Origin of the sequence: Sphingomonas sp. SORGH_AS_0950 (genome assembly GCF_030818415.1) — a bacterium.
Classification (GTDB): Bacteria; Pseudomonadota; Alphaproteobacteria; order Sphingomonadales; family Sphingomonadaceae; genus Sphingomonas.
This window is the reverse complement of record NZ_JAUTAE010000001.1, coordinates 3,946,408-3,971,061: the sequence shown is the minus strand read 5'-3', so window position 1 is coordinate 3,971,061 and position 24,654 is coordinate 3,946,408. Positions and strand designations below refer to the sequence as shown.

Annotated in this window: 17 protein-coding genes; 8 read left to right on the top strand and 9 right to left on the bottom strand. The window is 67.6% G+C overall.

All coding sequences use genetic code 11. The annotated features are described in order from the left end of the window. Positions 1–4: 4 nt before the first annotated feature. Entirely contained in the window at positions 5–1,852 is a 1,848-nt protein-coding gene (locus QE385_RS18010) for a methyl-accepting chemotaxis protein (RefSeq protein WP_307104217.1), read from the bottom strand. Positions 1,853–2,085: 233 nt separating this feature from the next. Between QE385_RS18010 and QE385_RS18005 the strand changes: the two genes are divergently transcribed. The 5 genes from QE385_RS18005 to map all read left to right on the top strand — a co-directional run bounded on the left by QE385_RS18005 (position 2,086) and on the right by map (position 6,331). After that, positions 2,086–2,637, top strand: a complete 552-nt coding sequence (locus QE385_RS18005) for a TetR/AcrR family transcriptional regulator (RefSeq protein WP_307104215.1) — start codon at positions 2,086–2,088, stop codon at positions 2,635–2,637. 64 nt (positions 2,638–2,701) lie between these two features. Then, the gene (locus QE385_RS18000; protein ID WP_307104214.1) at positions 2,702–4,822 is read left to right on the top strand and encodes a S9 family peptidase; all 2,121 of its coding nucleotides are present in this window, start codon (positions 2,702–2,704) and stop codon (positions 4,820–4,822) included. A gap of 127 nt (positions 4,823–4,949) precedes the next feature. After that, positions 4,950–5,315 (top strand): YbaN family protein, encoded by a 366-nt coding sequence (locus QE385_RS17995; RefSeq protein ID WP_307104212.1) that lies wholly within the window; start codon positions 4,950–4,952, stop codon positions 5,313–5,315. A 43-nt stretch (positions 5,316–5,358) separates the two neighbouring features. Continuing rightward, positions 5,359–5,565, top strand: a complete 207-nt coding sequence (locus QE385_RS17990; protein ID WP_307104209.1) for a ParD-like family protein — start codon at positions 5,359–5,361, stop codon at positions 5,563–5,565. 1 nt (position 5,566) lies between these two features. Continuing rightward, the gene (gene map / locus QE385_RS17985) at positions 5,567–6,331 is read left to right on the top strand and encodes a type I methionyl aminopeptidase (RefSeq protein ID WP_307104207.1); all 765 of its coding nucleotides are present in this window, start codon (positions 5,567–5,569) and stop codon (positions 6,329–6,331) included. Positions 6,332–6,501: 170 nt separating this feature from the next. Here map and QE385_RS17980 read toward each other — a convergent pair whose 3' ends face one another. From QE385_RS17980 to QE385_RS17950, 7 genes are all read right to left on the bottom strand, one after another. Beyond that, positions 6,502–7,185 (bottom strand): response regulator transcription factor, encoded by a 684-nt coding sequence (locus QE385_RS17980; RefSeq protein ID WP_307104204.1) that lies wholly within the window; start codon positions 7,183–7,185, stop codon positions 6,502–6,504. Then, positions 7,185–9,851: a sensor histidine kinase KdpD gene (locus QE385_RS17975; protein WP_307104202.1), complete on the bottom strand. Its 2,667-nt coding sequence runs from the start codon at positions 9,849–9,851 to the stop codon at positions 7,185–7,187. The genes QE385_RS17980 and QE385_RS17975 overlap by 1 nt, the downstream gene beginning before the upstream one ends. Continuing rightward, entirely contained in the window at positions 9,848–10,420 is a 573-nt protein-coding gene (kdpC, locus tag QE385_RS17970; RefSeq protein ID WP_307104201.1) for a potassium-transporting ATPase subunit KdpC, read from the bottom strand. The genes QE385_RS17975 and kdpC overlap by 4 nt, the downstream gene beginning before the upstream one ends. Positions 10,421–10,550: 130 nt before the next feature. After that, on the bottom strand, positions 10,551–12,587 hold the full coding sequence (kdpB, locus tag QE385_RS17965; protein WP_307104199.1) for a potassium-transporting ATPase subunit KdpB: 2,037 nt from the start codon (positions 12,585–12,587) through the stop codon (positions 10,551–10,553). Between the two features lie 15 nt (positions 12,588–12,602). Next, positions 12,603–14,306 carry a potassium-transporting ATPase subunit KdpA gene (gene kdpA / locus QE385_RS17960; RefSeq protein WP_307104197.1) on the bottom strand — a complete coding sequence of 568 codons (1,704 nt, stop codon included), beginning with the start codon at positions 14,304–14,306 and terminating at the stop codon, positions 12,603–12,605. Positions 14,307–14,319: 13 nt separating this feature from the next. Next, positions 14,320–14,409 (bottom strand): K(+)-transporting ATPase subunit F, encoded by a 90-nt coding sequence (kdpF, locus tag QE385_RS17955; protein ID WP_307104195.1) that lies wholly within the window; start codon positions 14,407–14,409, stop codon positions 14,320–14,322. 109 nt (positions 14,410–14,518) lie between these two features. Beyond that, positions 14,519–15,370 (bottom strand): TorF family putative porin, encoded by an 852-nt coding sequence (locus tag QE385_RS17950; RefSeq protein WP_307104193.1) that lies wholly within the window; start codon positions 15,368–15,370, stop codon positions 14,519–14,521. Between the two features lie 298 nt (positions 15,371–15,668). Between QE385_RS17950 and QE385_RS17945 the strand changes: the two genes are divergently transcribed. The 3 genes from QE385_RS17945 (at position 15,669) to QE385_RS17935 (ending at position 20,876) form a co-directional block, all read left to right on the top strand. Continuing rightward, on the top strand, positions 15,669–17,738 hold the full coding sequence (locus QE385_RS17945) for a phosphocholine-specific phospholipase C (RefSeq protein WP_307104191.1): 2,070 nt from the start codon (positions 15,669–15,671) through the stop codon (positions 17,736–17,738). Between the two features lie 135 nt (positions 17,739–17,873). Then, positions 17,874–20,195 (top strand): TIM-barrel domain-containing protein, encoded by a 2,322-nt coding sequence (locus QE385_RS17940; protein WP_307104815.1) that lies wholly within the window; start codon positions 17,874–17,876, stop codon positions 20,193–20,195. Positions 20,196–20,300: 105 nt separating this feature from the next. Further along, a complete protein-coding gene (locus QE385_RS17935; RefSeq protein ID WP_307104189.1) occupies positions 20,301–20,876 on the top strand; it encodes a hypothetical protein in 576 nt (191 codons plus the stop codon). A gap of 130 nt (positions 20,877–21,006) precedes the next feature. On the opposite strand, the gene QE385_RS17930 is transcribed toward QE385_RS17935, so the two are convergent. Continuing rightward, on the bottom strand, positions 21,007–24,465 hold the full coding sequence (locus tag QE385_RS17930; protein WP_307104187.1) for a TonB-dependent receptor: 3,459 nt from the start codon (positions 24,463–24,465) through the stop codon (positions 21,007–21,009). Positions 24,466–24,654: the final 189 nt, after the last annotated feature.

Genomic DNA, 24,654 nt, shown 5'->3' with positions numbered 1-24,654 from the left:
CGGATCAGAAGGCATCCCAGTCATCGTCGGCCAACGCGACATTGCCCTGGACACGCGGCGCCGGGGCGCTGCTGCGGATGCGCGGCGCCGCGGTCGCCACCCGGTCCTGAAGCGCATGGACCGGCGAGGTCGGCGCGGGCGCGGGCATCCCGATGCGGAAACGGGCGATCTGGTTGGCCAGGCCATCGGCTTCCGCCGCCAGGCTGCGCGCGGCAGCGGTCGCTTCCTCGACCATCGCGGCATTTTGCTGGGTCACGCTGTCCATTTCGCCGACTGCGGTATTGACCTGCTGGAGCCCGGCCGCCTGCTGTTCGGCCGCGCTGGCGATCTCGCCGACCAGGTTGCTGACCTCGACGATCCGGTCGATGATGCCGGTCAGCGCGTCCCCGGTCTCGCCGACCAGACGGACGCCCTCGGCCACCTGTTCGGAGGATGCGCTGATCCGGTCCTTGACGTCCTTGGCGGCGTCGGCCGAACGCTGCGCCAGCGCGCGGACTTCGGAGGCGACGACGGCGAAGCCCTTGCCCGCATCGCCCGCGCGTGCCGCTTCGACACCGGCGTTCAGCGCAAGGAGATTGGTCTGGAAGGCGATGCCGTCGATCACGCCGATAATCTCGGAGATTTCGTTGGACCGCCGCTCGATACCGCTCATCGCCTCGACCGCGTTGCGGACGATGCCCCCCGACCGCTCGACCAGCTCGCGCGCGTTGCGCACCGCCGCATTGGCGCTGGCGGTCCGCTCGACGGTCGAGCGCATCGTCGCGGTGATCTCGTCCATCGCCGAAGCGGTTTCCTCCAGGCTCGCGGCCTGCTGCTCGGTGCGCATCGACAGGTCGTCGGAGGCGGTGCGGATCTCGCTCGCGCCGCCGTTGATGCCCGACACGGCGGTCGACACCCGGCCCAGCGCGTCCTGCAAGGCCTCGGCGGCGGCGTTGAAGTCGGTCTTCAGCTTGGCGAACGGGCCGGTCAGCTGCGTATCGATCCGGGTCAGCAGGTCGCCGCGCGCCAGTTCCGACAGGCCATGGCCGATGCTGTCGACGATCAGCGTGGTCTGCTCCGCCTTGGCCCGCTCCGCCGCCGCGAGCTGGTCGCGGAACCGGGTCATCGCCTGGGCCAGATCGCCGACCTCGTCGCGGCGATCGGCTTCGGGGACGGACACATGCATGTCGCCCGCCGCCAGTCGGCCCATCGCATCGGTCATCGTGCCCAACGGCTTGGCGATCTGGCGGATCAGCAGGACGAGCAGCGCCACCGTCAGCGCCACCGCGGCCAGGATCATCGCAAGCGTGATCAGTCGCCCGGTCGAAGCGATCGAGGCGGCCTTGGCACGTGCCGCGTCCATCGCGGCGGTATAGGCTTCCTCCGCCCGGCCGAGCGCGGCGTTCTGCGCGTCATAGTCCTTGACCTCCGTCAGCGCGCTGGCCTGCGCCGCGGCGACCTCGCCCTGGCGGGACAGGGCGATCGTGGCGGGGACATGGTCGAAATAGCGTTGCCAGACGGCGGCGAAGTCCTGCATCGCGGCCTTCGCGGTCGGGTCCTGTTCCAGCGACGCGACCTCCACGAGCGACTTGTTGATGATGTCGGCCGCCTTGCGCATCGCCTTTTCATGCGCGTCCATCACCTCGGGCGAGGTGCTGACGATATGGGTCATTTCCTCGGCGCGGGTGTTCGACGTCTGCGTATCGATGCTGTGGGTCAGCTTCTGGAGACGTGCCAGCCGCTGGGCGATATCGGCCGCATTGGCGCTCAGGGCGTTCTGATTGCGAATGGAAAGCCCGCCGACGATCAGCAAGACCACCAGCACGACGGCGAAGCAGCTTATCAGCTTCGTCCCGATCCGCAGGTTCTTCATTGCAAACTCCCTGTATCTCTCGAATTCGTCGCCATGCCCCCGCATAGTGGCGTGGGACGATAGACATGCCGGGTTAACAAAAACCTTTGCAGCAGGCCCCTCCCCGTGCCGGAGCGTCACCGCTGCCGCCTTCGCCCCCAGTCATGGGACAGGCCGAAAAGGATCGCGCGGCGTGCCTGTCGCATCGGCGGCAAGCCGTGTACGACCCGCCATCGAGCGGCAGGGAGTGTGGTGTGGCAGGTGGCGAGGCACGACGGAACGATCCCGAACGGCGGCAACGCATCATCGACGCGACGCTGGACGTGGTCGCCGAGCAGGGCGTGCCGGGGACCACGCATCGCCGGATCGCGGCGAAGGCGGCGGTGCCTCTGGGGTCGGTCACCTATTATTTCGCCTCGCTGGAGGAGTTGCTGACCACCGCCTTCGTGCAGCTGGCCGAGCGTTCCTCCGCCGCCTTCGCCGCGCATATGGCGCGGGCCAGCGATGCGGACAGCGCGCGCGAGGCGATCATCGACATCATCGCGGGGTCGGTCTGGGCGGAGCCGCGCACGCTGCTGTTGAGCTATGAACTCTATGCCTTTGCCGCGCGCCACCCCTCGGTCTCGACCGTGATGCAGGGATGGATGAACAACAGCCGCGCCGCGCTGGAGCGGTTCTTCGACCCGCTGACCGCGCGCGCGCTGGATGCGCTGGTCGAGGGGATCGGCATCCACAACTCGATCGATCGCGATCCGCTCGACCGGGAGGCCATTCGCACCATCGTCCACCGGATCGCGGCGCCCTGACGGGCTTGCACCGGCGCGCAGGCCCCGCCATCCTGCCCCCCATGGATCGATCGGGGGGAAGCGAATGACGATGCGTTGGATGGCGGCGGCAAGCCTGGTCGCACTGGCGATCCCGGCCGCGGCGCAGGAGGCTCCGGTCCGCCCGCCCGTCGCCGCGAAAAAGCCCTATCAGGTGCCCTCGCCCAACGGCGCGCGCGAGGATGATTATTACTGGCTGCGCGACGACACCCGCAAGAATCCGGAGATGCTCGCCTATCTCAACGCCGAAAACGCCTATGCCGATGCGCAGCTGGCCGGGCTCAAGCCGCTCCAGACCCGGCTCTATGACGAGACGGTCGCGCATATCAAACAGGATGACAGCAGCGTCCCGTATCGGAAGAACGGCTATTGGTATTCCTCGCGCTTCGTCACCGGCGCCGACTATCCGCTGATCGAGCGTCGGCAGGGCAGTCAGAGCGCCCCCGCCACCCTTCTCTTCGACCAGCCCGCCATGGCGAAGGGCCACAATTTCTTCTCACTGTCCGACTGGTCGGTCAGCCCGGACAACAAGATGGTCGCCTGGGCCGAGGATACGGTCGGGCGGCGGCAATATGTGTTGAAGGTCAAGGATATCGCGACCGGCCGCATCCTTGCCGACACCGTGACCAATATCGAGCCCAACATCGTCTGGGCCGATGACAACCGCACCATCCTCTATATCGCCAAGGACCCGGTGACGCTGCGCGGCTATCGGGTCATGGCGCATCGGCTGGGCACGCCGGTCGGCGACGACCACATGCTCTATGAGGAGAAGGACGACACCTTCCAAATGGGCATCGGCCGGACGACCGACGATCGCTATATCTGCATCGGCGTCCAGAGCACGGTCAGCGACGAGCAACGCTGCGCACCGGCGACCGCGCCGACCCGCTTCACCGTCATCGCCCCGCGCGAGCGCGAGTTCCGCTACAGCCCCGACCATCTGGGCCATCGCTGGATCATCCGCACCAATCGCGGGGCCAAGAACTACAAGCTCGTGACGCTGGCCGATGCCGACATGGCCAAGGGGGTCGCCGCCTGGCGCGATCTGGTGCCCGGCAGCGACACCGTGTTCATCGAAGATTTCAAGCCGTTCCAGGGGTTCGTCGCGATCGACCAGCGCGAGGGCGGCAACCGGATGATCCGCCTGCTGACCGATGCGGGCAAGTCGATCCCGGTCAAGGCGGACGAACCCGCCTATCGCATGAGCCTGTCGACCAACGAGGAGCCGGATACGCCCTGGGTCCGCTATACCTATGGCTCGCTGGTCACGCCGACCACCACCTTTGAGGTCAATGCCCGCACCGGCGAGCGCCGGACGCTCAAGGTGACGCCGGTGCCCGGCTATGATCCCAGCCGCTACGTCACCGAACGCGTCTGGGCCCCGGCCCGCGACGGAACGCGCGTGCCCGTCTCGCTGGTCTATCGCCGCGACGTGAAGCGCGACGGCACTGCACCGCTCTTCCAATACGCCTATGGCAGCTATGGCAATTCGACCGATCCGGGGGTCGATCCGGGGCGGATCGGGCTGCTCGATCGCGGCGTGGTCTATGCCATCGCGCATATCCGGGGCGGGCAGGAAATGGGGCGCGGATGGTATGATGACGGCCATCTGCTGAACAAGAAGAACAGCTTCACCGACTTCATCGACGTCACCCGCTATCTCGTGGCGCAGAAATATGCCGCGCCCGGCCGGGTCGCGGCGATGGGTGGCAGTGCGGGCGGGCTGCTGATGGGCGGGGTCGCGAACATGGCGCCGCAGGATTACAAGGTCATCATCGCACAGGTGCCCTTTGTCGACGTGGTGACGACGATGCTCGACGCCTCGATCCCGCTGACGACCTTCGAATATGACGAGTGGGGCAATCCGGCGAACAAGCCCTATTATGATTATATGCTCAGCTATTCGCCCTATGACAATGTGGCGGCCAAGGCCTATCCGGCGCTCTATGTCGGCACCGGGCTGTGGGACAGCCAGGTGCAATATTACGAACCCGCCAAATGGGTCGCCAAGCTGCGCGCGACGAAGACCGATGCCAACCCGCTGCTGTTCCGGGTGAATATGGAGGCCGGGCATGGCGGCAAGTCGGGGCGGTTCGAGCGTATCCGCCAGAATGCCGAGTGGCAGGCATTCATGCTATCGCAGCTGGGCGTGGCGGGCGAATAATGGACGGGGCGGGCTTTGCGGCCTGCCCTCCCCCGGCCCGTCCCGCCTGCGGGATGGCTTCGCGCCAGGCCATGTCACGGGCGCGGGTCCCCTTCCCCCCATCGTCGCACCCCGCTACGCATCACCCATGATACGGCTCGGCTGGCTTATCCTGGGATTGCTGTTCGTCGCCCTCGGCGTGATCGGGGCGATCCTGCCGCTGATGCCGACGACGATCTTCCTGATCCTGGCGGCGGGATGCTTCGCACGATCGTCGCCCCGGCTGGAGGCGTGGCTACTCGATCATCCGCGCTTCGGACCGACCTTGCGGGCCTGGCGACGGGACGGCGCGATCGGGGTCAAGGGCAAGGCCATGGCGTGCGGCGGCATGGCGCTGGGCTATGGCCTGTTCTGGCTGACGGCGGCCCCGCACTGGCCGCTGGCGCTGCTGGTCGGGGTGGTGATGGCGGGCTGTGCGGGCTTCGTCCTCAGCCGCCCGACCGCGCGCTACTGAACGCGGTTGCGTCAGCAATATATGAACCATATATGCTTCGTATATGGGCATAGTCAAAATCGACGATCACCTCCATGAAGAGGTCCGCCGCGCGAGCACGGTCATGTGCCGCTCGATCAACGCACAGGCCGAATTCTGGATGAAGATGGGCATGCTGGCCGAGGCCAATCCGACGCTCAGCTTCCATGACATCGTGAAGGCGCAGATGGCCGCCGCCGATGCCGCCCTGCCCCAGCCGATGGTCGCCTGACATGGTCAAGACGGCGGACGAGCTGGCGCTGATGCGCGTGTCGGGACGGCTGCTCGCCCAGGTGTTCGAGATGCTCGACGGGCTGACGCTGGCGGGCATGTCGACGCTGGCGATCAACGACCGGGTCGAGCATTTCATCACCCACGACCTGTCGGCCCGGCCCGCGAGCAAGGGGCAATATGGCTTTGCCTATGTGCTCAACAGCTCGATCAACCAGGTGGTGTGCCACGGCGTGCCGAGCGCCGACGACGTGATCCGCGACGGCGACATCGTCAATCTGGATATCACGCTGGAGAAGAACGGCTTCATCGCCGATTCCAGCAAGACCTATATGGTCGGTGACGTCGCGCCCGGCGCGAGGCGGCTGGTCCGCGTCGCGCAGGAGGCGATGTGGAAGGGCATCCGCCAAGTCCGCCCCGGCGCACGGCTGGGCGATGTCGGCGCGGCGATCGAGAAACATGCCAAGGCGAACGGCTATTCGGTGGTGCGCGACTATTGCGGCCATGGCATCGGGCGCGAGATGCACGAGGAACCCAATGTGCTGCACTTCGGACGGCCGGGAACCGGCGCGGTGCTGCGCGAAGGCATGACCTTCACCATCGAGCCGATGATCAACCAGGGGAGGCACAAGGTGTCGACCGGCGAGGATGGCTGGACGGTCGTGACCGATGACGGGAAGCTGTCGGCGCAGTTCGAACATACCGTCGCGGTGACGAAGACCGGGGTGGAAGTGCTGACGCTGCGGGCGGGTGAGAAGCTGGGTTGAAATCCGTTCCCCGGCGTAGGCCGGGGCCCAATTACGATGTGGCCGATGGCGCGCGAGGCGATGCGGGGGAGGCATCAACGATGTGGTCGCTATAGCCTCCCCGCATCGGCTGGCGCGCCACGCTGTTCGTAGAAACTGGGCCCCGGCCTTCGCCGGGGAACAGGGCGTTCTTACCCTTCGACCCGCAACCGATATCCCACGCCGAGCTCGTTCGCGATGACGCTCCCCACCGGTTGCGGTGCTTCCAGCTTCTGGCGCAGATTGCGCACGACGATGCGTAAGTAATCGATACGCGGATCCTCGTCCCCGCCCCAGGCGGCGTCGATGATCTTGTCATGCGTCACCACCCGGCCGGGATGGCGCGCCAGCACCGCCAGCACGTCATATTCCTTGCGGGTCAGATGCTGTTCCTCGCCCCCGCGCGTCACCATGCGCCGGTCGAGATCGATCGCCAGGTCGCCGGTCCGCACCACGCTCGGTGCCGCCTCCGCCGCACGCGCATGGCGCAGCGCGACCCGCAGGCGGGCGAGCAGTTCCTCGCTGTCGAACGGCTTGGTGACATAATCGTCCGCACCCAGGTCGAGCGCGGCGACCTTCTCCTCGGTCACGTCGCGCGCCGAGACGACCAGCACCACCCGCTCGGCCGCACGAAGCAGCGGGATCAGGCCCAGCCCGTCGCGATCGGGCAAGCCCAGGTCCAGCAGCACCGCATCGGGATGCTCGGCCGCCGCGCGTGCCAGCGCGTCGCGGCCGTCGCGCGCCTCGATAACCTTGTGCCCCGCCTGTTCCAGCGTGTTGCGCAGCAGGCGACGGATCGCGACTTCGTCGTCCACCACCAATATCGTCGCGGGCATCAGGCCATTCCCTCCGGCGCGCCGTCGCGCATGATCAGGTCGCGCGGAAAGACCAGGGCGAAGGCCGCACCGCTTTCATCGTCGCGATTGCCCGCCTCTACGCCCAGACCCATCGCCTCCGCAAAGGCCTTGACGATGGCGAGGCCCAGGCCGGTGCCGCCCGCCACCCGGTCCGATCCCTCCAGCCGCCGGAACGTCTCGAACACCTCGGCTTCGCGGCCCGGCGGCAGCCCGGGACCATGGTCGAGGACCGACAGGCGCAAGCTGCCGTGGCGGTGCCGCCCCTCGATCACGATCTCGGTCCCCGGATCGCCATAGCGCCCGGCATTGTCGAGCAGGTTGAGCAGGCAGTGATGCAGCAACTGCGGATCGGCGCGGACCAGCGGCAGGTCGGGCGGCACGTCGAGCCGCACCGCATGGCCCTCCAGCGCGCGGCGGGCGTCATGCGCCGCGCCCGTCACCGCATCGCTCAGGTCGATCGCCTCGATCTTCAGCTTCAGGGCCCCCGCCTCGACGCGGGCCATGTCGAGCAGATTAGCGACGAAGCGATTGAGCCGCGCCGCCTCTCCCTCGATGGTCGCGATCAGATCGGGCGTCGCGCCCTGCCGCAACTGCGCGGCGGCGGCCATCACCGCGGTCAGCGGCGTGCGCAGATCATGGCTGACCGAGGAGAGCAGCGCCGCCCGCAGCCGGTCGCGGGTGCGCACCGCATCGACATCGCGCACCTCCGCCTCCAGTCGCAACCGTTCGAGGATCAACGCGGCCTGGTCGATCAGGCCCGTCAGCAGCGGCAGGCGGTCGGCGCGCACCGGCTCGCCCCCCGCCTCACGCGCCAGCCCGAGGACCGCGAGCGTCCGGTTGCCCGCCTTGAGCGGCTGGAACAGCCATTCGGACGCGGCCAGCGTCGCCGACCCCTTGCCCGCCGGCGTACCGGTGTCGAAGGCCCAGTGCGCGGCGGCCATCTCCATCGTCTCCAGCCGGTAATCGGGCTTGGTCGCCGCCTGTACCGCCAGCCCGGCGGGCGACGGGGTGAGCAGGACGGCCTGCACCTCGAACAGCCGCGCGATATCCTCGCAGATCACGCGCGCCGCCTCGGCCGGATCGGCGAGGCCGCTGAGCCGATGGAGGAAGCCCGCCAGCGTCGCATTGTCGCGCGCGCTGCTCGCCGCGAGGTCGGCCTGCGCCCGCACGCGCGAGGTCAGCTGACTGGTCGCGACCGCGACGCCCAGCAGGACGAAGATCGAAATGACATTCTCGGGATTGCTGACGCTCAGCGTGCCGACCGGTGGCAGGAAGAAGAAGTTATAGGCGAGGCTCGACGCCAGCCCCGCGAACAACCCGGTGCGCAGGCCGTAAAGGCTCGCCGCCGCCATGACGGGCAGCAGATAGAGAAGCGCGACATTGCCCAGGTTGAGGATATGGAACAGCGCGCTCGCCAAGCCCGTCACCAAGGCCACGCCGAGCAGCGTCAGGCCATAGCCGGTGGGCGATCCCCATTGCCCGCGCCGCCGAGTCCGCTCGCGCGCGACCGGGACCTCGCCGACCGGCAGGACATGGACGGTGACGCCCGGCGTCTCGCGCACCAGCCGGTCGACCACCGAGCCGTGGCGCAGCTCGAACCAGCGCGACCGCTTGGCCTTGCCGACGACCAGCTGGGTGGCGCGGGCATCGGCAAGGAAGGCGCGGATGCCTTCGACCACGCTGGGGGCGGGCACGGTGGCAACCGCCGCGCCCAGCTGCGTCGCCAGCGTCATGGTCGCGGCCAGCCGCCGGTGCTGCGCCTCGCCCAGCGTCGCGGTGCGCGGGGTGTCGATGAACAGGGCGGTCCAGGGCGCGCGGAGCGCATCGGCCGCGCGCTTGGCGGCGCGGACCAGTTCGTCGGCGCCGGGCAATTCGCTGACCGCGACGACCAGCCGCTCGCCCGCCGCCCATTGCCCGCCGACGCCAAGGCCGCGGACATGGTCGAGCATCTGCGCATCGACCGCCTGCGCCGCCCGCCTGAGCGCCAGTTCGCGCAAGGCCGACAGGTTCGACTTGGAAAAGAAATGCGACAGCGCCCGCGTCGCTTCCTGCGGCAGATAGACCTTGCCCGCCTTCAACCGCTCGATCAGCTCGTCGGGGGGGATGTCGACCACCTCGATCTCGGCGGCCTCCAGGATGCGGTCGGGCACCGTCTCGCGCACCCGGACGCGGGTGAAGCTGGCGACGACGTCGTTCAGGCTCTCGACGTGCTGGATATTGACCGTCGAATAGACGTCGATCCCTGCCGCCAGCAGTTCCTCGACATCCTGATAGCGTTTGGGGTGGCGGCTGCCCGGCGCATTGGTGTGCGCCAGTTCGTCGACCAGCGCGAGACGCGGCGCGCGGGCGAGAACCGCGTCGAGGTCCATCTCGTGCAGCGTCCGCCCTTCATAGGGGACGGCGCGGCGGGGCATGACCTCCTGGCCGCGCACCAGCGCTTCGGTCTCGACCCGGCCGTGCGTCTCGACCACCGCGACGACGACATCGACGCCGTCGCGGCGTCGTGCCGCGCCCTCGGAGAGCATCTCGAACGTCTTGCCGACGCCGGGAGCCGCGCCCAGGAAGATCTTCAGGCGGCCGCGCCCCTCGCGCTCGGCGGCGCGCAGCAGGGCATCGGGGTCGGGGCGCGGCTCGCCTCCCGTCATCGCGCGGGCGTTGCGTCCAGCGCGCGGTTGAGGGCGAGGACGTTGACATGGGGGTCGCCCAGCACCGAGCCCTCGGTCCTGGCGACGACCAGCGCGCGGACCCGCTCGACGCCCAGGCCACGGACGCGGGCGATGCGGGCGGCCTGCGCCAGTGCGGCTTCGGGCGACAGATCGGGGTCGAGCCCCGATCCGCTGGCGGTGACGAGGTCGGCGGGCACGTCGCCCATCACGCCTTCGGCCCGACGCTTGGCGACATCCGCCTTCACCCGGTCGGCCAGCGCCTGCGACGTCGGCCCCAGGTTCGAGCCCGACGAGGCCAACCCGTCATAGCCCTTGCCCGCCGCCGAGGGTCGCGTCTGGAAATAGCGGTCGCTGACGAACGCCTGCCCAACGACTTCGGAGCCGATTACGCGCCCCCCGACCTGCACCAAACTGCCATTCGCCTGATGCGGGAAGATCGTCTGTCCGATGCCGGTCATCGCCAGAGGATAGACCAATCCGAGCAGGACCGCGAACAGGATCGTCATGACGATCGCGGGCCGTAATGCGGAGGTGATGTCGGTATTCATGATATTTCCTTCCTCAAGCCCCTCCCCTTCAGGGGAGGGGTAGGGGGTGGGGCGCCGCCGCAAACGAAACGCTTGGGGAAAGGCCCCACCCCAACCCCTCCCCTGAAGGGGAGGGGCTTTTGCCCTCAGCTCACGCCAGTCCCAGGCCACCGACCACGAGGTCGATGATCTTGATGCCGACGAACGGCGCGATCAGGCCGCCCAGGCCATAGATGGCGAGGTTGCGCGCCAGCAGCGGCCCCGCCCCCATCGGCCTATAGGCGACGCCCTTCAGCGCCAGCGGCACGAGCAGCGGGATGATGAGCGCGTTGAAGATGATGGCGCTGAGGATTGCCGATTGCGGCGTCGCCAGACCCATGACGTTCAGCACGCCGAGGCCGGGATAGAGCGCCACGAACATCGCCGGGATGATCGCGAAATACTTCGCCACGTCATTGGCGACCGAGAAGGTTGTCAGCGCGCCGCGCGTCATCAGCAACTGCTTGCCGAGGCCGACGACCTCGATCAGCTTGGTCGGGTCGCTGTCGAGGTCGACCATGTTGCCCGCCTCGCGTGCGGCCTGGGTGCCGGTGTTCATCGCGACGCCGACATCCGCCTGGGCGAGCGCGGGCGCGTCGTTGGTGCCGTCGCCGCACATCGCGACCAGCTTGCCGCCCTGCTGTTCCTTGCGGATCAGCGCCAGCTTGTCCTCGGGCGTCGCCTGGGCGAGGAAGTCGTCCACGCCCGCCTCGGCGGCGATCGCGGCGGCGGTCAGGGGATTGTCGCCGGTGATCATCACCGTGCGGATGCCCATGCGGCGCAGTTCGCCGAAGCGTTCGCGGATGCCCGCCTTGACCACGTCCTTCAGGAAGATGGCGCCGAGCAGGCGGCCGTTCTCGGCCACCGCCAAGGGCGTACCACCGGCGCGCGCGATCTCGTCGGTGATGCGGCGCAGCTGGGTCGCCGCCGCCGTCTCGCCCACGCCCGGATGGGCACGCAGGATCGAGTCGACCGCGCCCTTCTGGATCAGCCGGTCGCCGATCCTCACGCCCGAGATACGGGTCTGGGCGGTGAAGGGGATGATCTCGGCATCGGCAGGCAGGTTGGCGATCGACACCTTGAACTGCTCGCGTGCCAGCACGACGATGGAGCGGCCCTCGGGCGTTTCGTCGGCCAGGCTGGCCATCAGCGCCGCCTCGGCCAGTGCATCGACGTCCGAGCCGCCGACGGCACGGAACTCGCTCGCCTGACGGTCGCCGATGGTGATGGTCCCCGTCTTGTCGAGCAGCAGCACATCGACATCGCCCGCCGCCTCGACCGCGCGGCCCGACTTGGCGAGCACGTTGAAGCGGACCAGCCGGTCCATGCCCGCAATGCCGATCGCAGACAGCAAGGCCGCGATGGTCGTCGGGATCAGGGTGATGAGCAGAGCGGCCAGGATCGCCACCGGGATGCTGCCGCCCGCAAAGGACGCGAAGCCCGGAATGGTACCGACCGCGATCAGGAAGATGATCGTCAGGCCGACGAGCAATATGGTCAGCGCCACCTCGTTAGGGGTCTTCTGACGCTCGGCGCCCTCGACCAGCGCGATCATGCGGTCGAGGAAACCCTGGCCCGGATTGACCGTCACCTTGACGCGGATCTCGTCCGAGATGACGCGGGTACCCGCCGTCACCGCCGAGCGGTCGCCGCCTGCCTCGCGGATGACGGGCGCGCTCTCGCCGGTGATGGCGGCTTCGTTGACGCTGGCCACGCCCGCGACGACCTCGCCGTCCGAGGGGATCAGGTCGCCGGTCTCGACCAGCACCACGTCGCCGATCTTCAGCGCGCTGGCGGGGACATTCTCCCATTCATGGCCAGCGCTCGTCAGCCGCTTGGCGGTCAGCTCGGCCTTGGCGGCGCGCAGGGACGCGGCCTGCGCCTTACCGCGCCCTTCGGCCAGCGCCTCGGCGAAGGTGCCGAACAGCACGGTCAGCCACAGCCAGACGACCAGTTGCAGCTTGAACCCGGTGGTCAGCCCGTCATGCCCGACGACGAGCAGCACGGTCAGGAGGGCGGCGACCACCGCGGTCACGAACATCACCGGGTTGCGGATCAGCTCGCGGGGGTTGAGTTTGACGAACGAGGCCTTGATCGCCGGGAGCACGAGCTCGGCGGTGAACAGGCTCTTGGTAGGGGAATGGGCCATGAATGGCGCTCCCGATCAGAAGAGTTGACCGCGGATCATCGCGAGATGATCGGCGATGGGACCAAGGGCGAGGCTCGGCAGGAAGGTCAGGCCGCCCAGCACCAGCACGATGCCGACGAGCAGACCGATCCACAGCACACCCGTGGTCGGGAAGGACCCGGCCGAGGCGGGGACATGCTTCTTCGCGGCGAGGCTCCCGGCAATGGCGAGCATCGGCACGATGATGAAGAAGCGGCCCACCCACATGGCGACGCCCAGCAGGCCGTCATACCAGGGGGTCGCGGCGGTCAGACCGGCAAAGGCCGAGCCGTTGTTCGCCACCGCGCTGGTGAAGGCATAGAGGATCTCGCCGAACCCATGCGGCCCCTTGTTGAGCGGCCCGGCCAGCCCCGCCTGCGTGACGCAGGACAAGGCGGTCATCCCCAGGATGAACAGCGGCAGGACGGCGATGGCGAGGACGGCGAGTTTGACCTCTCGGGCTTCGATCTTCTTGCCGACATATTCGGGCGTACGGCCGACCATCAGCCCTGCGACGAACACCGCCAGGATGGCGAACAGCAGGAAGCCGTAAATGCCCGCACCGACGCCGCCGATCACGACCTCGCCCAGTTGCATGTTGAACAGCGGGATCATGCCGCCAAGTGCGGTAAAGCTGTCATGCATCGCATTGACCGCGCCGCACGACGCCGCCGTGGTGACGGCCGCGAACAGCGCCGAGGCCGCGACGCCGAAGCGGACCTCCTTGCCCTCCATATTGCCGCCCGCCACGCCCAGCTGGTGCAGCACGGGGTTGCCCGCCGCTTCCGCCCAATAGGCCACGGTCGCACCGCCCAGGAACAGCAGGACCATCGCGGCGAGGATCGCCCAGCCCTGCCGCGTATTGCCGACCGCCTTGCCGAAGCACCAGGTCAGGCCGAAGCCGATGACGAAGATCGACAGCATCTGGACGAAATTGGTGAGCGCGGTCGGGTTCTCGAACGGATGCGCCGAGTTGGCATTGAAGAAGCCACCGCCATTGGTGCCGAGCATCTTGATCGCTTCCTGGCTGGCCACCGGACCGAGCAGGATCGACTGGCGCACGCCCTCCAGCGTGTCGATATTGACGACGCCCGCCATGGTCTGCGGCACGCCGCTGGCGATCAGGAAGACCGCATAGACGAAGCTGACCGGCAGCAGCAGATACAGGGTGATCCGCGTCACATCGGCCCAGAAATTGCCCAGATTCTTCGTCTCGCGCCCCGCAAAGCCGCGGAACAGCGCAAAGGCCAGCGCGATGCCGGTCGCCGCCGACAGGAAATTGTGGATGGTCAGGCCGAGCATCTGGGACAGGTTCGACATGGTCGCCTCACCCGCATAGCTTTGCCAGTTGGTGTTGGTGGTGAAGCTGATGGCGGTGTTGAACGCCAGATGCGGAGTCAGCCCGGCCAGCCCCTGCGGATTGCCCGGCAGGTAGAATTGCAGGCGCAGCACCGCATAGGTGAAGACCATCAACGCGACGTTGAAGATCAGCATGTGCAGCGCATAGCGGCGCCAGCCCTGCTGCGCCTCCGGGTCGATGCCCGACAGCGCGTAGAAGCCGCGCTCGACCGGACCGAGCACGACATGCAGGGGCGTGCGCCGCCCTTCATAGAGCGCGAACAGCCACGCGCCGACCGGCTTGGTCAGCGCGAGCAGGATCGCGACGAAGCCCAATATCAGGGCCCATCCTTGAAGCGTCATGATGCCGCCTCCTTCAGAAGCGTTCGGGGCGGATCAGCACCGCCACCAGATAGACGAGAAGGCCCAGCGCGGTCAGCGCCGTCAGCCAGAGGTCGAGGGTCATGGCTCCGGCCCTCCTCACGCGTGGTCGCACAGGCGGGCATAGGCGAGCGTCGCCGCCATCAGCCCGGCCATGACCAGCAACCAGATCAGATCGTCCATAGTGCGGCTCCTCAGAAGGCAGCGGTGAGGGTGGCCAGGAAGGTGCTGCCCGCGATATTGCCGGTGCCGTCCTGCCCCTTGCTGAAGCTCGGCCGCAGATAAGCGGCCTTGCGGTCGGAAATGTCGGTGTCGACCCAGGCCAGCCCCAGCGTCAGGTTGCGCCACGTCGTGTCTGCGCCCAGCGACCAGTCCCAATAATCGCCGGTCGGCGTCGGCGCGGTGGCGTTGGGGCCGAGGCCGTCCATGCCCCAGCTATGGCCGATATGCGCCTTGGCGGTGATCGGCGTGCCATGGATCGCCGCCGCACCGTCGCCCCAGAGATACAGATTGTCGCTCTTGGCGCCCGGATGGTCATAGACACCCGCCGCAGCACTGGCGCCGTTGTCATACCATTTGCCGATCGCCTGCTGCTTGGGCGCATAGGCGACACCGGCAGTCAGCGAGAGCGGGCCGGTCGTGCCCGACAGCTTGGCGAAGGGTTCGGCATAGTCGGTCCTGTTCGCGCCGCCCGGATACATGTACCAGGTCAGCCCGACGTCGAGCGTGCCGGTCGGGCTGATCCTGGTCTTGTACCCGCCGATCAGGTCCAGCTCCATGTTCGCGCCGCCGAAGGTGCCCCACCCCGCCAGGTTCGACGCCCAGGTGCCGACATAGGCACCGCTCTCATGGGTCGCCGTGATACCGGCCTGCACCGCCATATGCTCGTCCGACTGCGAAATGCCGCGCAGCCGATAGTCGGAGACGATCGCGGCCGACCCGCTGACGGTCACGGGCGGCGGCGGCGCGGTCTCGGCGGTCTGCGCCGATGCGGCGGCCGGAAACACGAACAGCGCCGTGGCGGCGCAAATGGTGATGGTCTTCATATAGGCCCCTATGGACAGGCCGCCGCGAAGAAATGGGCGACCTCCAGGGCCGGGCAATTAGGCCCGTGCGCCGTAGCAATGCGAGGGCGATTGCCCGGTTTCGCATATAGACGGCATATAGTGCGCCCTCCCATTCCTCCCCTGCAAGGGGAGGTGGCAGGCCGTCAGGCCTGACGGAGGGGTGTCACCCTCTCGGTAGCGGGACACCCCTCCGACGCGCTGCGCGCGCCACCTCCCCTTGCAGGGGAGGAAGAAAATGGCGTCATGGAAACGTCAACGATTTCCGCCATGACGGGACATGGTTTCACTCTCCCGCCGCTCACTCCTGTCCGCCGGTGCCGCCCTAGCCGGAGCCGGTGCCCTGCCCCCCGCGATCGCCCGCGCCGCCGCGATCGCGCCCGACCGGCGCACCGGGACGATCCGCGATGTCGAGCATGTCGTCATCCTGATGCAGGAAAATCGCGGCTTCGATCATTATTTCGGCACCATGCGCGGGGTGCGCGGCTTTGGCGACCGCTTCCCCATCCCGCTCGCCCCGGCCACGTCCGGCGGGGAACCGCGCACCGTCTGGCAGCAGATGGACCGCACCGCCCCCGACGGCCCGCGTCTGGTGTCGCCCTTCCGGCTCGACACCCGTGCCCATTTCGATCTGATGCGGATGGAGGGCACGCCGCACACCTGGCCCGATGCCCAGGCCGCCTGGGACGAAGGGCGCATGGCGCACTGGCCCGAGGCCAAGAAGCAGCGCGCCATGGGCCATTATGCCCGCGCCGACATCCCCTTCCAGTTCGCGCTGGCCGAGGCCTTCACCATTTGCGACGCCTATCACTGTGCGATCCAGACCGGGACCAACACCAACCGACTGTTCCTGTGGACCGGCACCAACGATCCTTCGGGCAAGGCGGGCGGCCCGGCGATCAGCAATTCGCATGACAGCTTTGCCGAGGATGGCGGCGCGGCCAATCCTTATCGCTGGACCAGCACGGTCGAGCGGATGCAGGCGGCGGGCGTGGACTGGCGCATCTATCAGGACATGGCGGACAATTTCACCGACAATCCGCTGGTCGGTTTCGCCGCGTTCCGCGAAGCGCATCATGGACGCGGCGATCCGGCGCTGAAGGACCGGGCGCTGACCACTCGTGGGCTGGACGTGCTGAAGGCCGATGTGCTCGCCGGGCGGCTGCCGCAGCTGTCCTATGTCATCGCCACCGCCGCCGGGTCGGAACATCCCAATCCTTCCAGCCCGGCGCAGGGGGCGGCCTATACCGCAGAGCTGCTCGACGCGCTGACCGCCGACCCGAAGGTGTGGGCACGGACCGCTCTGTTCGTGATGTTCGACGAGAATGACGGCTTTTTCGACCATGTCCCGCCGCCCGCGCCGCCGTCGCGCGGGGCCGATGGCCGTCCGCTCGGCGGGTCGACCGTCGACCTGACGGGCGAGTATCATGACGTGCCCTCGACCGGCGACGCAGATGTCGACAAGCCCGCCTATCGCGGCCGCCCCTATGGCCTGGGCCCGCGCGTGCCCATGTATGTCGTGTCGCCGTGGAGCCGGGGCGGCTGGGTCAACTCGCAGGTCTTCGACCACACCAGCGTCATCCGCTTCCTGGAGACGCGGTTCGGCTTTCACGAGCCCAATATCTCCCCCTGGCGACGCGCGATCTGCGGCGACCTGACCAGCGCGTTCGACTTTGCCGCGACTGGGGATGCCCAGCCCCGCCTGCCCGATCCGCGCGGCGACGCGATCCGGGCGGCCGCGATCAAGGGACAGGTCAGCCCGCAGGCACCCTTGTCGCCCGGCATGCCCCGTCAGGAGCCCGGCCTCCGCCGCGCCCGCCCCCTGCCCTATCGGCTCGAGGTGCAGGAACTGGCGGGGGTCGACGGCCTTGGCCTGCGGTTCCAGGCGGAGGGCGCGGGCGCGGTGTTCCATGTCTATGACCGGCTGGCGCTCGACCGCGTGCCGCGCCGCTATACGCTCGACGCCGGCACCCGGATCGAGGATCGCTGGAACCTCGATGGCGAGGGACGCTACGATTTGTGGATCCTGGGACCGGGCGGGTTCCACCGGCATCTGGCGGGACGGGGCGCGATGCCACAGCCGCTGCAATGGCGGATCGCCGAGGACATGCTGCACCTGACCGTCCCCGCCGCGATCGCCGATCTTCGCATGGTGCGCGCCACGGCGGGCGGCGGCGAGACGCGGACCGTGGCGCTGGCCCCCGGCGCGCATCGCTGGTCGCTGGCCGCCGATCTGGGCTGGTACGACATGATGCTGACCCGTGCGACTCAACCCGATTATCGCCGTCGCCTGGCCGGGCGGCAGGACCAGGCGAACCGCGCCACGGTGAGCGACCCGTTCATGGCCTGACCGGGCAAATCAACCACTTCCCCGCCGCATGACGGGGCGATAGGGGTTAGCGGTCACATAATCGGGTTTCAAAAGGGGATGAGGATCATGCGAAGCATAGCGCGCGCCACGGCGCCGGGCGACCGACGCGGACGAATGGCGAAGCGACTGATCGCCGCCGCCGCGCTGCTCTGCGGCAGCGCCCCGCTCGCCCTCTCCGCCGATCCGCTGGCGACGATCGAGCGCAACGGCGCGCAGGTCTCGGTCGAACCCTATGCCCCCGGCATCGTCCGCGTCACCATCGCGATGGACCGCACGCTGGCGGAGGCCAAGCCCGGCTATGGTATCACCGCCCGGAGCGATGCGACCGGCTGGACCCATCGCACCGATGCCAGCGGCGATATCTTCACCTCGGCCGGGCTGAACGTCACCGTCACCGCCCAGCCCTGGCCCAAGCCGCCCAGCCAGATGGAGCGCTACTTCGCCCCCTCGCTGCCCCCCGTCGCGATCAGCTTCGCCGGGGCCGACGGCAAGCCGCTGACCCGGATGAACGGGTGGGAGATGGCGCCGCACACCGTCTCGGGCGAGGCGACGTTCAAGGTCGGCGCGAACTTCGCCGACACGCCCGACACCCATTATTACGGGCTGGGCCAATATCAGGACGGCGTGCTCGACCTGCGCGGCCGGACGATCGACTGCCGCCACGACTATGACCGGCCCGGCGGCGAGTCCGTCTGCGTGCCGTTCATGGTGACGGACAAGGGCTATGCGATCCTGTGGGACAATCCCTCGGCCGCGACCGTCTCGCCCGGCCTGATGAACGCGACGAAGTTCCAGTCCAATGTCGGCGAGCGGGTGTCGTTCTTCGTGATCGCGGGCAAGACGGCGGACGAGCTCTATGCGGGTTACGCCCGCCTGACCGGCGCGACGCCCTTGCCGCCCAAGGCCGCGTTCGGCCTGATCCAGAGCAAGGCGCGTTACGAGACGCAGAGCCAGCTGACCGAGATCGCCGACGGCTATCGCAGCCGAGGCCTGCCGCTCGACATCATGGTGCTCGACTGGTTCTACTGGACCCGGATGGGGCAGCTCGACATCGACCGCACTGCCTTTCCCGATCCGGCGGCGATGAACGCGCATCTGAAATCGATGGGCATGCGCAGCATCATCAGCATCTGGCCGCGTTTCGAGCGCGAGAGCCGCTGGTTCGACACGCTGGCGGCCAAGGGCTGGCTGATGAAGGACAAGGACGGCAAGCCGGTTGACGGCCTGCCCATCCGTTCCGACCGGGCGGGCGCGCTGATCGACAGCACCAATCCGGAGGCGCGCGAGTGGTTCTGGGGCAAGATCCGCGACAATATCTTCTCGAACGACTTCGACTATGCCTGGCTGGACGAGACCGAACCCGATCTGGTGCCCGAGGGGCATTTCTTCGCGATCGGCTCGGGCGACCGCTATCGCAACGTCTATCCGCTGCTCCACACCGCCAGCGTCGCGGACGGGTCGGCGCGCGACCGGCCGACCATGCGCAACGTCATCCTGTGCCGTGCCGCCTATCTGGGGACGCAGGCCAATGGCTGCCTGTTCTGGTCGTCCGACGTCCAGTCCAACTGGGAGGCGCTGAAGCGGCAGGTGCCCGCCGGGCTCGGCATGACCGCCAGCGGCATCGCCTATTGGTCGAGCGACACGGGCGGCTGGCAATGGCCGAACGGGCCGGAGGCGCAGGCCCCGGTGCTGGTCGATCCGGCGGGTGCAACCGCGATGGCGCCGTCCTATCGCGATTATCCCGAGCTGTTCGTCCGCTGGTTCCAGTATAACGCCTTCACCCCGACGCTGCGCATCCATGGCCAGCGGCCGGGCACCGCCCTGTGGGACTATGGCAAGGCGGCCGAACCGATCCTGGCGAGCAGCCTGCGGCTTCGTTATGCGCTGATGCCCTATATCTATGCGCTGGGGCGGCAGACGAACCAGAGCGGCGCGCCGTTCATGCGCGCGCTGTTCATGGACTTTCCCAATGATCCGGTCGTGAAGACGCTGGGCGACGAATATATGTTCGGCCCCGCCTTCCTGGTCGCGCCCGTCACCGAACAGGGGCAGACGGCGCGCCGCGTCTATCTGCCGGGCGGTGCCGACTGGTATGACTGGTGGACCGACAAGCGCTATACGGGCGGCCAGTGGATCGAGGCGGCGGCGCCGATCGATCATATCCCGCTGTTCGTGCGGGCGGGGTCGATCGTGCCGATGGGCGTCCAGGTGCCCAGCACCGCGACCGCGCAAGCCCTGGAGAGCATCCGCGTCTATCCCGGCCGCGATGCCAGTTTCACCCTTTATGACGATGACGGCACCACCAATGCTTATCGCACCGGCGGCGGGCGCAGCGCCACGCTGCGCTGGAACGACGCCACCCGCCAGCTGAGCGCCGGGGGCCGCCTGCCGACCGGCCAGACACTGGCGCCGCTGGTCAGGATCGTCGGCCAGTAAGCGATCGCGCCCGGCGAGTTTCCCCTTGAGGAAAACGGACCGGGCGCGATACGATTTTGGCGACGGACCGGAACGACCGGCCGTTCCAAAATGGGGAGAAGGAGCATGATCGGACTTATTGCCATGCTGTTGGCCACGCTGCCCGCCGCGCCGGGACAGGCCGCACCTAGCGCCGCCGCGCAGCCCAGCATCTTCGACAAGGCGGTCAACGCACCGGGCATTGGGTGGAATCCCTATGGCCCCAACCAGACCGCCAGGCAGGTAGCCGCCGCCGAGGTTCCCGGCGGGGCCGCGGTCCAGATCAAGGTCGCACGCGCCGGGGCCAATCCCTGGGACAGCGGCGTCACCTATCCGACGGTCAAGCCGATCGCGGCAGGCGACACGATGCTGGTCATGGTCTTCCTGCGCGCGCCCGATGCGACCGACGCCGCGCCGGTGACGATCCCGGTGGGGATGGGCGGATCGGAGCCGCCTTACACCCCGATCGCGACCGAGCCGGTTCGGGTCGGATCGACCTGGAAACGCTATTATGTCACCGGCGTCGCGAACCAGGCCTATGCCGCGGGCAAGGCCAATATCTCGGTCCAGCTGGCGGGCGCCAAGCAGGTGATCGAGGTCGGACCGGCCTTCCTGCTCGATCTGGGGCCGGGCTTCGATCGGTCGAAATTGCCGCATAACTGATGGGCTGAACGGGGGGCGGGAATCCCTCCGCCATTCAAAAAGGACCGCCCGCCTCCCCACGGGAAACGGGCGGTCGCACGTCACGTAACGCTCCGGCCGGAGCCCGAAGGCCCCGGCCGAACCTTGCCGATCAGAAGGTGCCGCGAAGCGCGAAGGTGAAGCGGCGGTCGTTGACGATGTACGAGCGCGGCGCCGTGGCGGTCGAACCGCTGATATAGGCCTGCTCGGTCTTGATGACCTGATTGGCCAGGTTCACGCCCTGCACGCCGATCTTCAGATATTTGTTCAGGTTGATGAACGCCGACGCGTCGAGCTGCCCGCCTGCATCCTGATAGATGGAGGTATAGGGAAAGATCACGTCCGCCGGGGTCAGCAGATATTTCGAACGCCAGTTATACGCCGCCCGCAGCGACACCGGACCCTTTTCATAGAAGAGCGCGGCGTTGACCGTATGCCGCGACAGCCCCTCCAGCGGAATATTGCCCGGCTTGATGTTCGAATTGTTCGCCGGAGCACCGCCGTTCAGGAACGAGTTGGGCAGGCCCGAGCTGTCGATATAGGTATAGCTGCCGCTCGCCCCCAGACCACCGAGCAGCCCCGGCAGGAAGTCGAAGGTCTGCTGATACGCCGCCTCGAAGCCCTTGATCTTGCCCGTGCCGTCATAGTTGGACGGCCCGCGCACCAGCACCGACTGGGTGATGCCGTTGCTGGTGATGTTGCGGGTGGTGACCGACTGGTAGAAGAAGTCCTTCACCGACTTGTAGAAGACGTCCAACGACAGCTGGCCGACACGGGCGAAATACCATTCGACCGTGGCGTCGAACTGCCACGCGGTGGCCGGCTTCAAATAGGGATTGCCCGCCGTCGCGGTGATCTGGCCGCCATTGGCATCAAAGCCGAGTTGCAGGAAGTTGCGGATATTGGCGAAGTCCGGACGCGTCATCACCTTCGACGCCGCCAGACGCAGCACCACGTCGCGACCGATCCCGAACTTCAGGTTCATGCTCGGCAGCCAGTAATGATATTGGCTGCGCGCCGTATCGGGCGTCGTGACCCCGGTCGAGAATTGCCGGATCGCGTTATAGGCTGGCCTGCCGAGCTGGCAGATGCCCGTCGGCACGGCGGTGACGCTGACGCCATTTTGCGTCGTGGTCTGCGGCGCGCACCGGACCTCGAACTCGTCGGTCGTGCCCGTCTGCTGCCGGGTCGGCGCACCGATCGAGCCTGCCGAGGTCACGTCGGTCAGGACATAGCGGACGCCGATATTGCCGCTCATCCGAACGCCCGGGAACAGGTCGCCCGGCGTCGCGAAGTTCAGCTGCGCAAAGGCGTTCTTGTCCTGCTGGTTCACCAGCTGGATTTCCGATGGCAGATACGGCGTGCCCGACACGACGCCCGCCCGCTGCGCCAGCGGCGACCAGGTCGTGGCGGTCGAACCATTGGCCGACTTCCACAAATTGCCGATCGACTGGAAATAGGCCGCCGCCTGCTGATAATCATCCGTCATGTTGCCGGTATAATAATAGGCGGACGGCGAACCGTTGGTCGCACCACGGAAGAAGTTCGGGAAGGTATAGAGCTCGGTCTGGCCCGGCTGCTGTGCGAAGGACACGGGGTTGCTGCCCGACCAGACTTCCGACAGCGCACCCCAGTTATAGGTGGTGTAGCGCACTTCCGACGCACGGTCGGCATAGCGGGCGCCGAACCGGGCGCGGGTAAAGAAGCTGCCTTCGTCGAACTTATAGTCGACATCGGCCTTGAACGCATATTCGCGGCCCACGCTCTCTTCGAGATGGTCCATCGCCGCGCGCCAGAACTGGACGTTGCGGTTGGCGAAATATTGCGAATCGCTCTGCTGGTTCAAGGTCGGGTTGGGCGTTGCCCAGCTCGCCTGGAGCGTCGTCGGCTTGTGCGGGATGACGACCGGCAAATTGCCCGACAGGTCGAGTTCGGAGTCGGCGAAGGTCGAGCCGAACACGCGCAGATCGGTGTTGGTCTTCTTCGCACGGGTATAGTCGCCGTCGAGATTGACCGACCAATGGTCGTCGAGCTGGGTCTTCAGGTTGACGCCGAAGTCGGTGACGGTGTTCTCGTCCCGCGTCATGCCGCGCGCCAGCGACTGCTGCGTACCGCCGGTGGGAACCCAGCAGGTCGCCTGACCGCTGCAGCTGGCGCGATACCCGTTGCCCGGCGCGGTGATGTACCCCGACTGGAACAGGCCGTTGGCGTCGTAGACATAGTTCTTGGTCGTGCCGGTCGGGCACTGGGCGATCGTCGCGTTGTTGGGGCCCAGATTGTTCTGCAGACAGCCCACCGGATAGGTGTTGTATTCGGCCAGATCGGGCGCGGTCTCGAAGGTCCGCTCCGACGTGTTGTTGACCGTGTGGGTCCGCAAGAATTGCGCCGTCAGGACGGTGCGCTCGTCATTGCTCTGCCACTGGCCCGCCAACGCGATGCCGTCACGCTTGCGATCGAATTCCTGCGTCGCGAACTGGCCGCCGATCGGTGCGTAGCGCAGCGATGCCGGGTCGAGATAGCCGTCCGCGCCCGGCGTGCTGGCCGCGCCGCACGCGAACCCGGTCGTGCCGCCCACGGGCAGCGTCGTCTGGTCGACCGTGCCGGGCAAGGGGTTGCGGCAATTCTGCGCGGTGGTCGAATTGGCCGCCAGCGCCAGCGTGTTGTCGCGGGTCTGGATATTGGTGATGCGGATGCTGTCCGCCCGGCTGCGGACGCGCGAGTAGGAGATGTTGCCGAGCAGGCCGAAGCGGCCGATGCCGGTATCCCAGGTGTTGCTGACCAGCAGAGAGCCCGTCGGCGACCATTTCTTCTTGAAGTCGCCATAATTGCCCTCGGCCGTGAAGCCGATATGGAAACCCTTGTTGTCGAACGGCTTGCGGGTGTTCAGGTTGACCGTACCGGCTAGGCCGCCCTCGATCAGATCGGCGGTGGCGTTCTTGTACACCTCGACCGAGCCGAGCAGTTCGGCGGGCACGTCGGAGAAGTTGATCGCCTGCCCGCCGATACCCGCCGAGAAGGTGTCGCGGCCGTTGAACTCGGACCGGACGAAGGTCAGGCCGCGCACCGCGACGCCCGAACCCTCGACCGAGAAGTGGTCGGGATCGTTGGCGGCGGCGAAGCGGCTGATCGACACGCCGGGCACGCGCTGCAACGCCTCGGTCACCGAACGGTCGGGCAGCGCGCCGATGTCGCTGGCGGTGATCGCGTCGACCACGGTGTCGGAATTGCGCTTGATCGACTGGGCGTTGGCCAGGCTCTGGCGGATGCCGGTGACGACGACTTCCTTTTCGCTGCCGAGCTCGTCGCCCGCGGCGGGCTGCGATCCGGCGGTGCCGACAGCGGCGCTGGTCGGCGGCGTCGCCGATCCGGCCGTGCCCTGGCCCGCGACGGATCCGGTCGGCGAGGAGGTGGACTGGTCCGCTCCGGCCGCAGCCTGCGGATCGGCGGCCTGCGCGAAGGCGGGCGCGCTCAGCGAGGCGATGCACAGCGCACCGGCGGACGCCCCGAACAGAAGGCGCGAAAAACGATTGGTATTGGACGTGAGCGGCGCAAAGCTGCGCATAACGGTCATCCCCCCCTTTTGTGCGCGCCACTATTGACGTCGCAGACTAGGTCGCGATCGCGACTGTTACCGCGATTCACCGCAACATGATTGCGCTACCAGTCGCGAAACAACAAGATACTGATCTTAAAAATGGCCGATCCGGGACAAGGTGCGACATTCCTGCCACGCTTCGCGTCGCGACGGATTGCGGCAAGG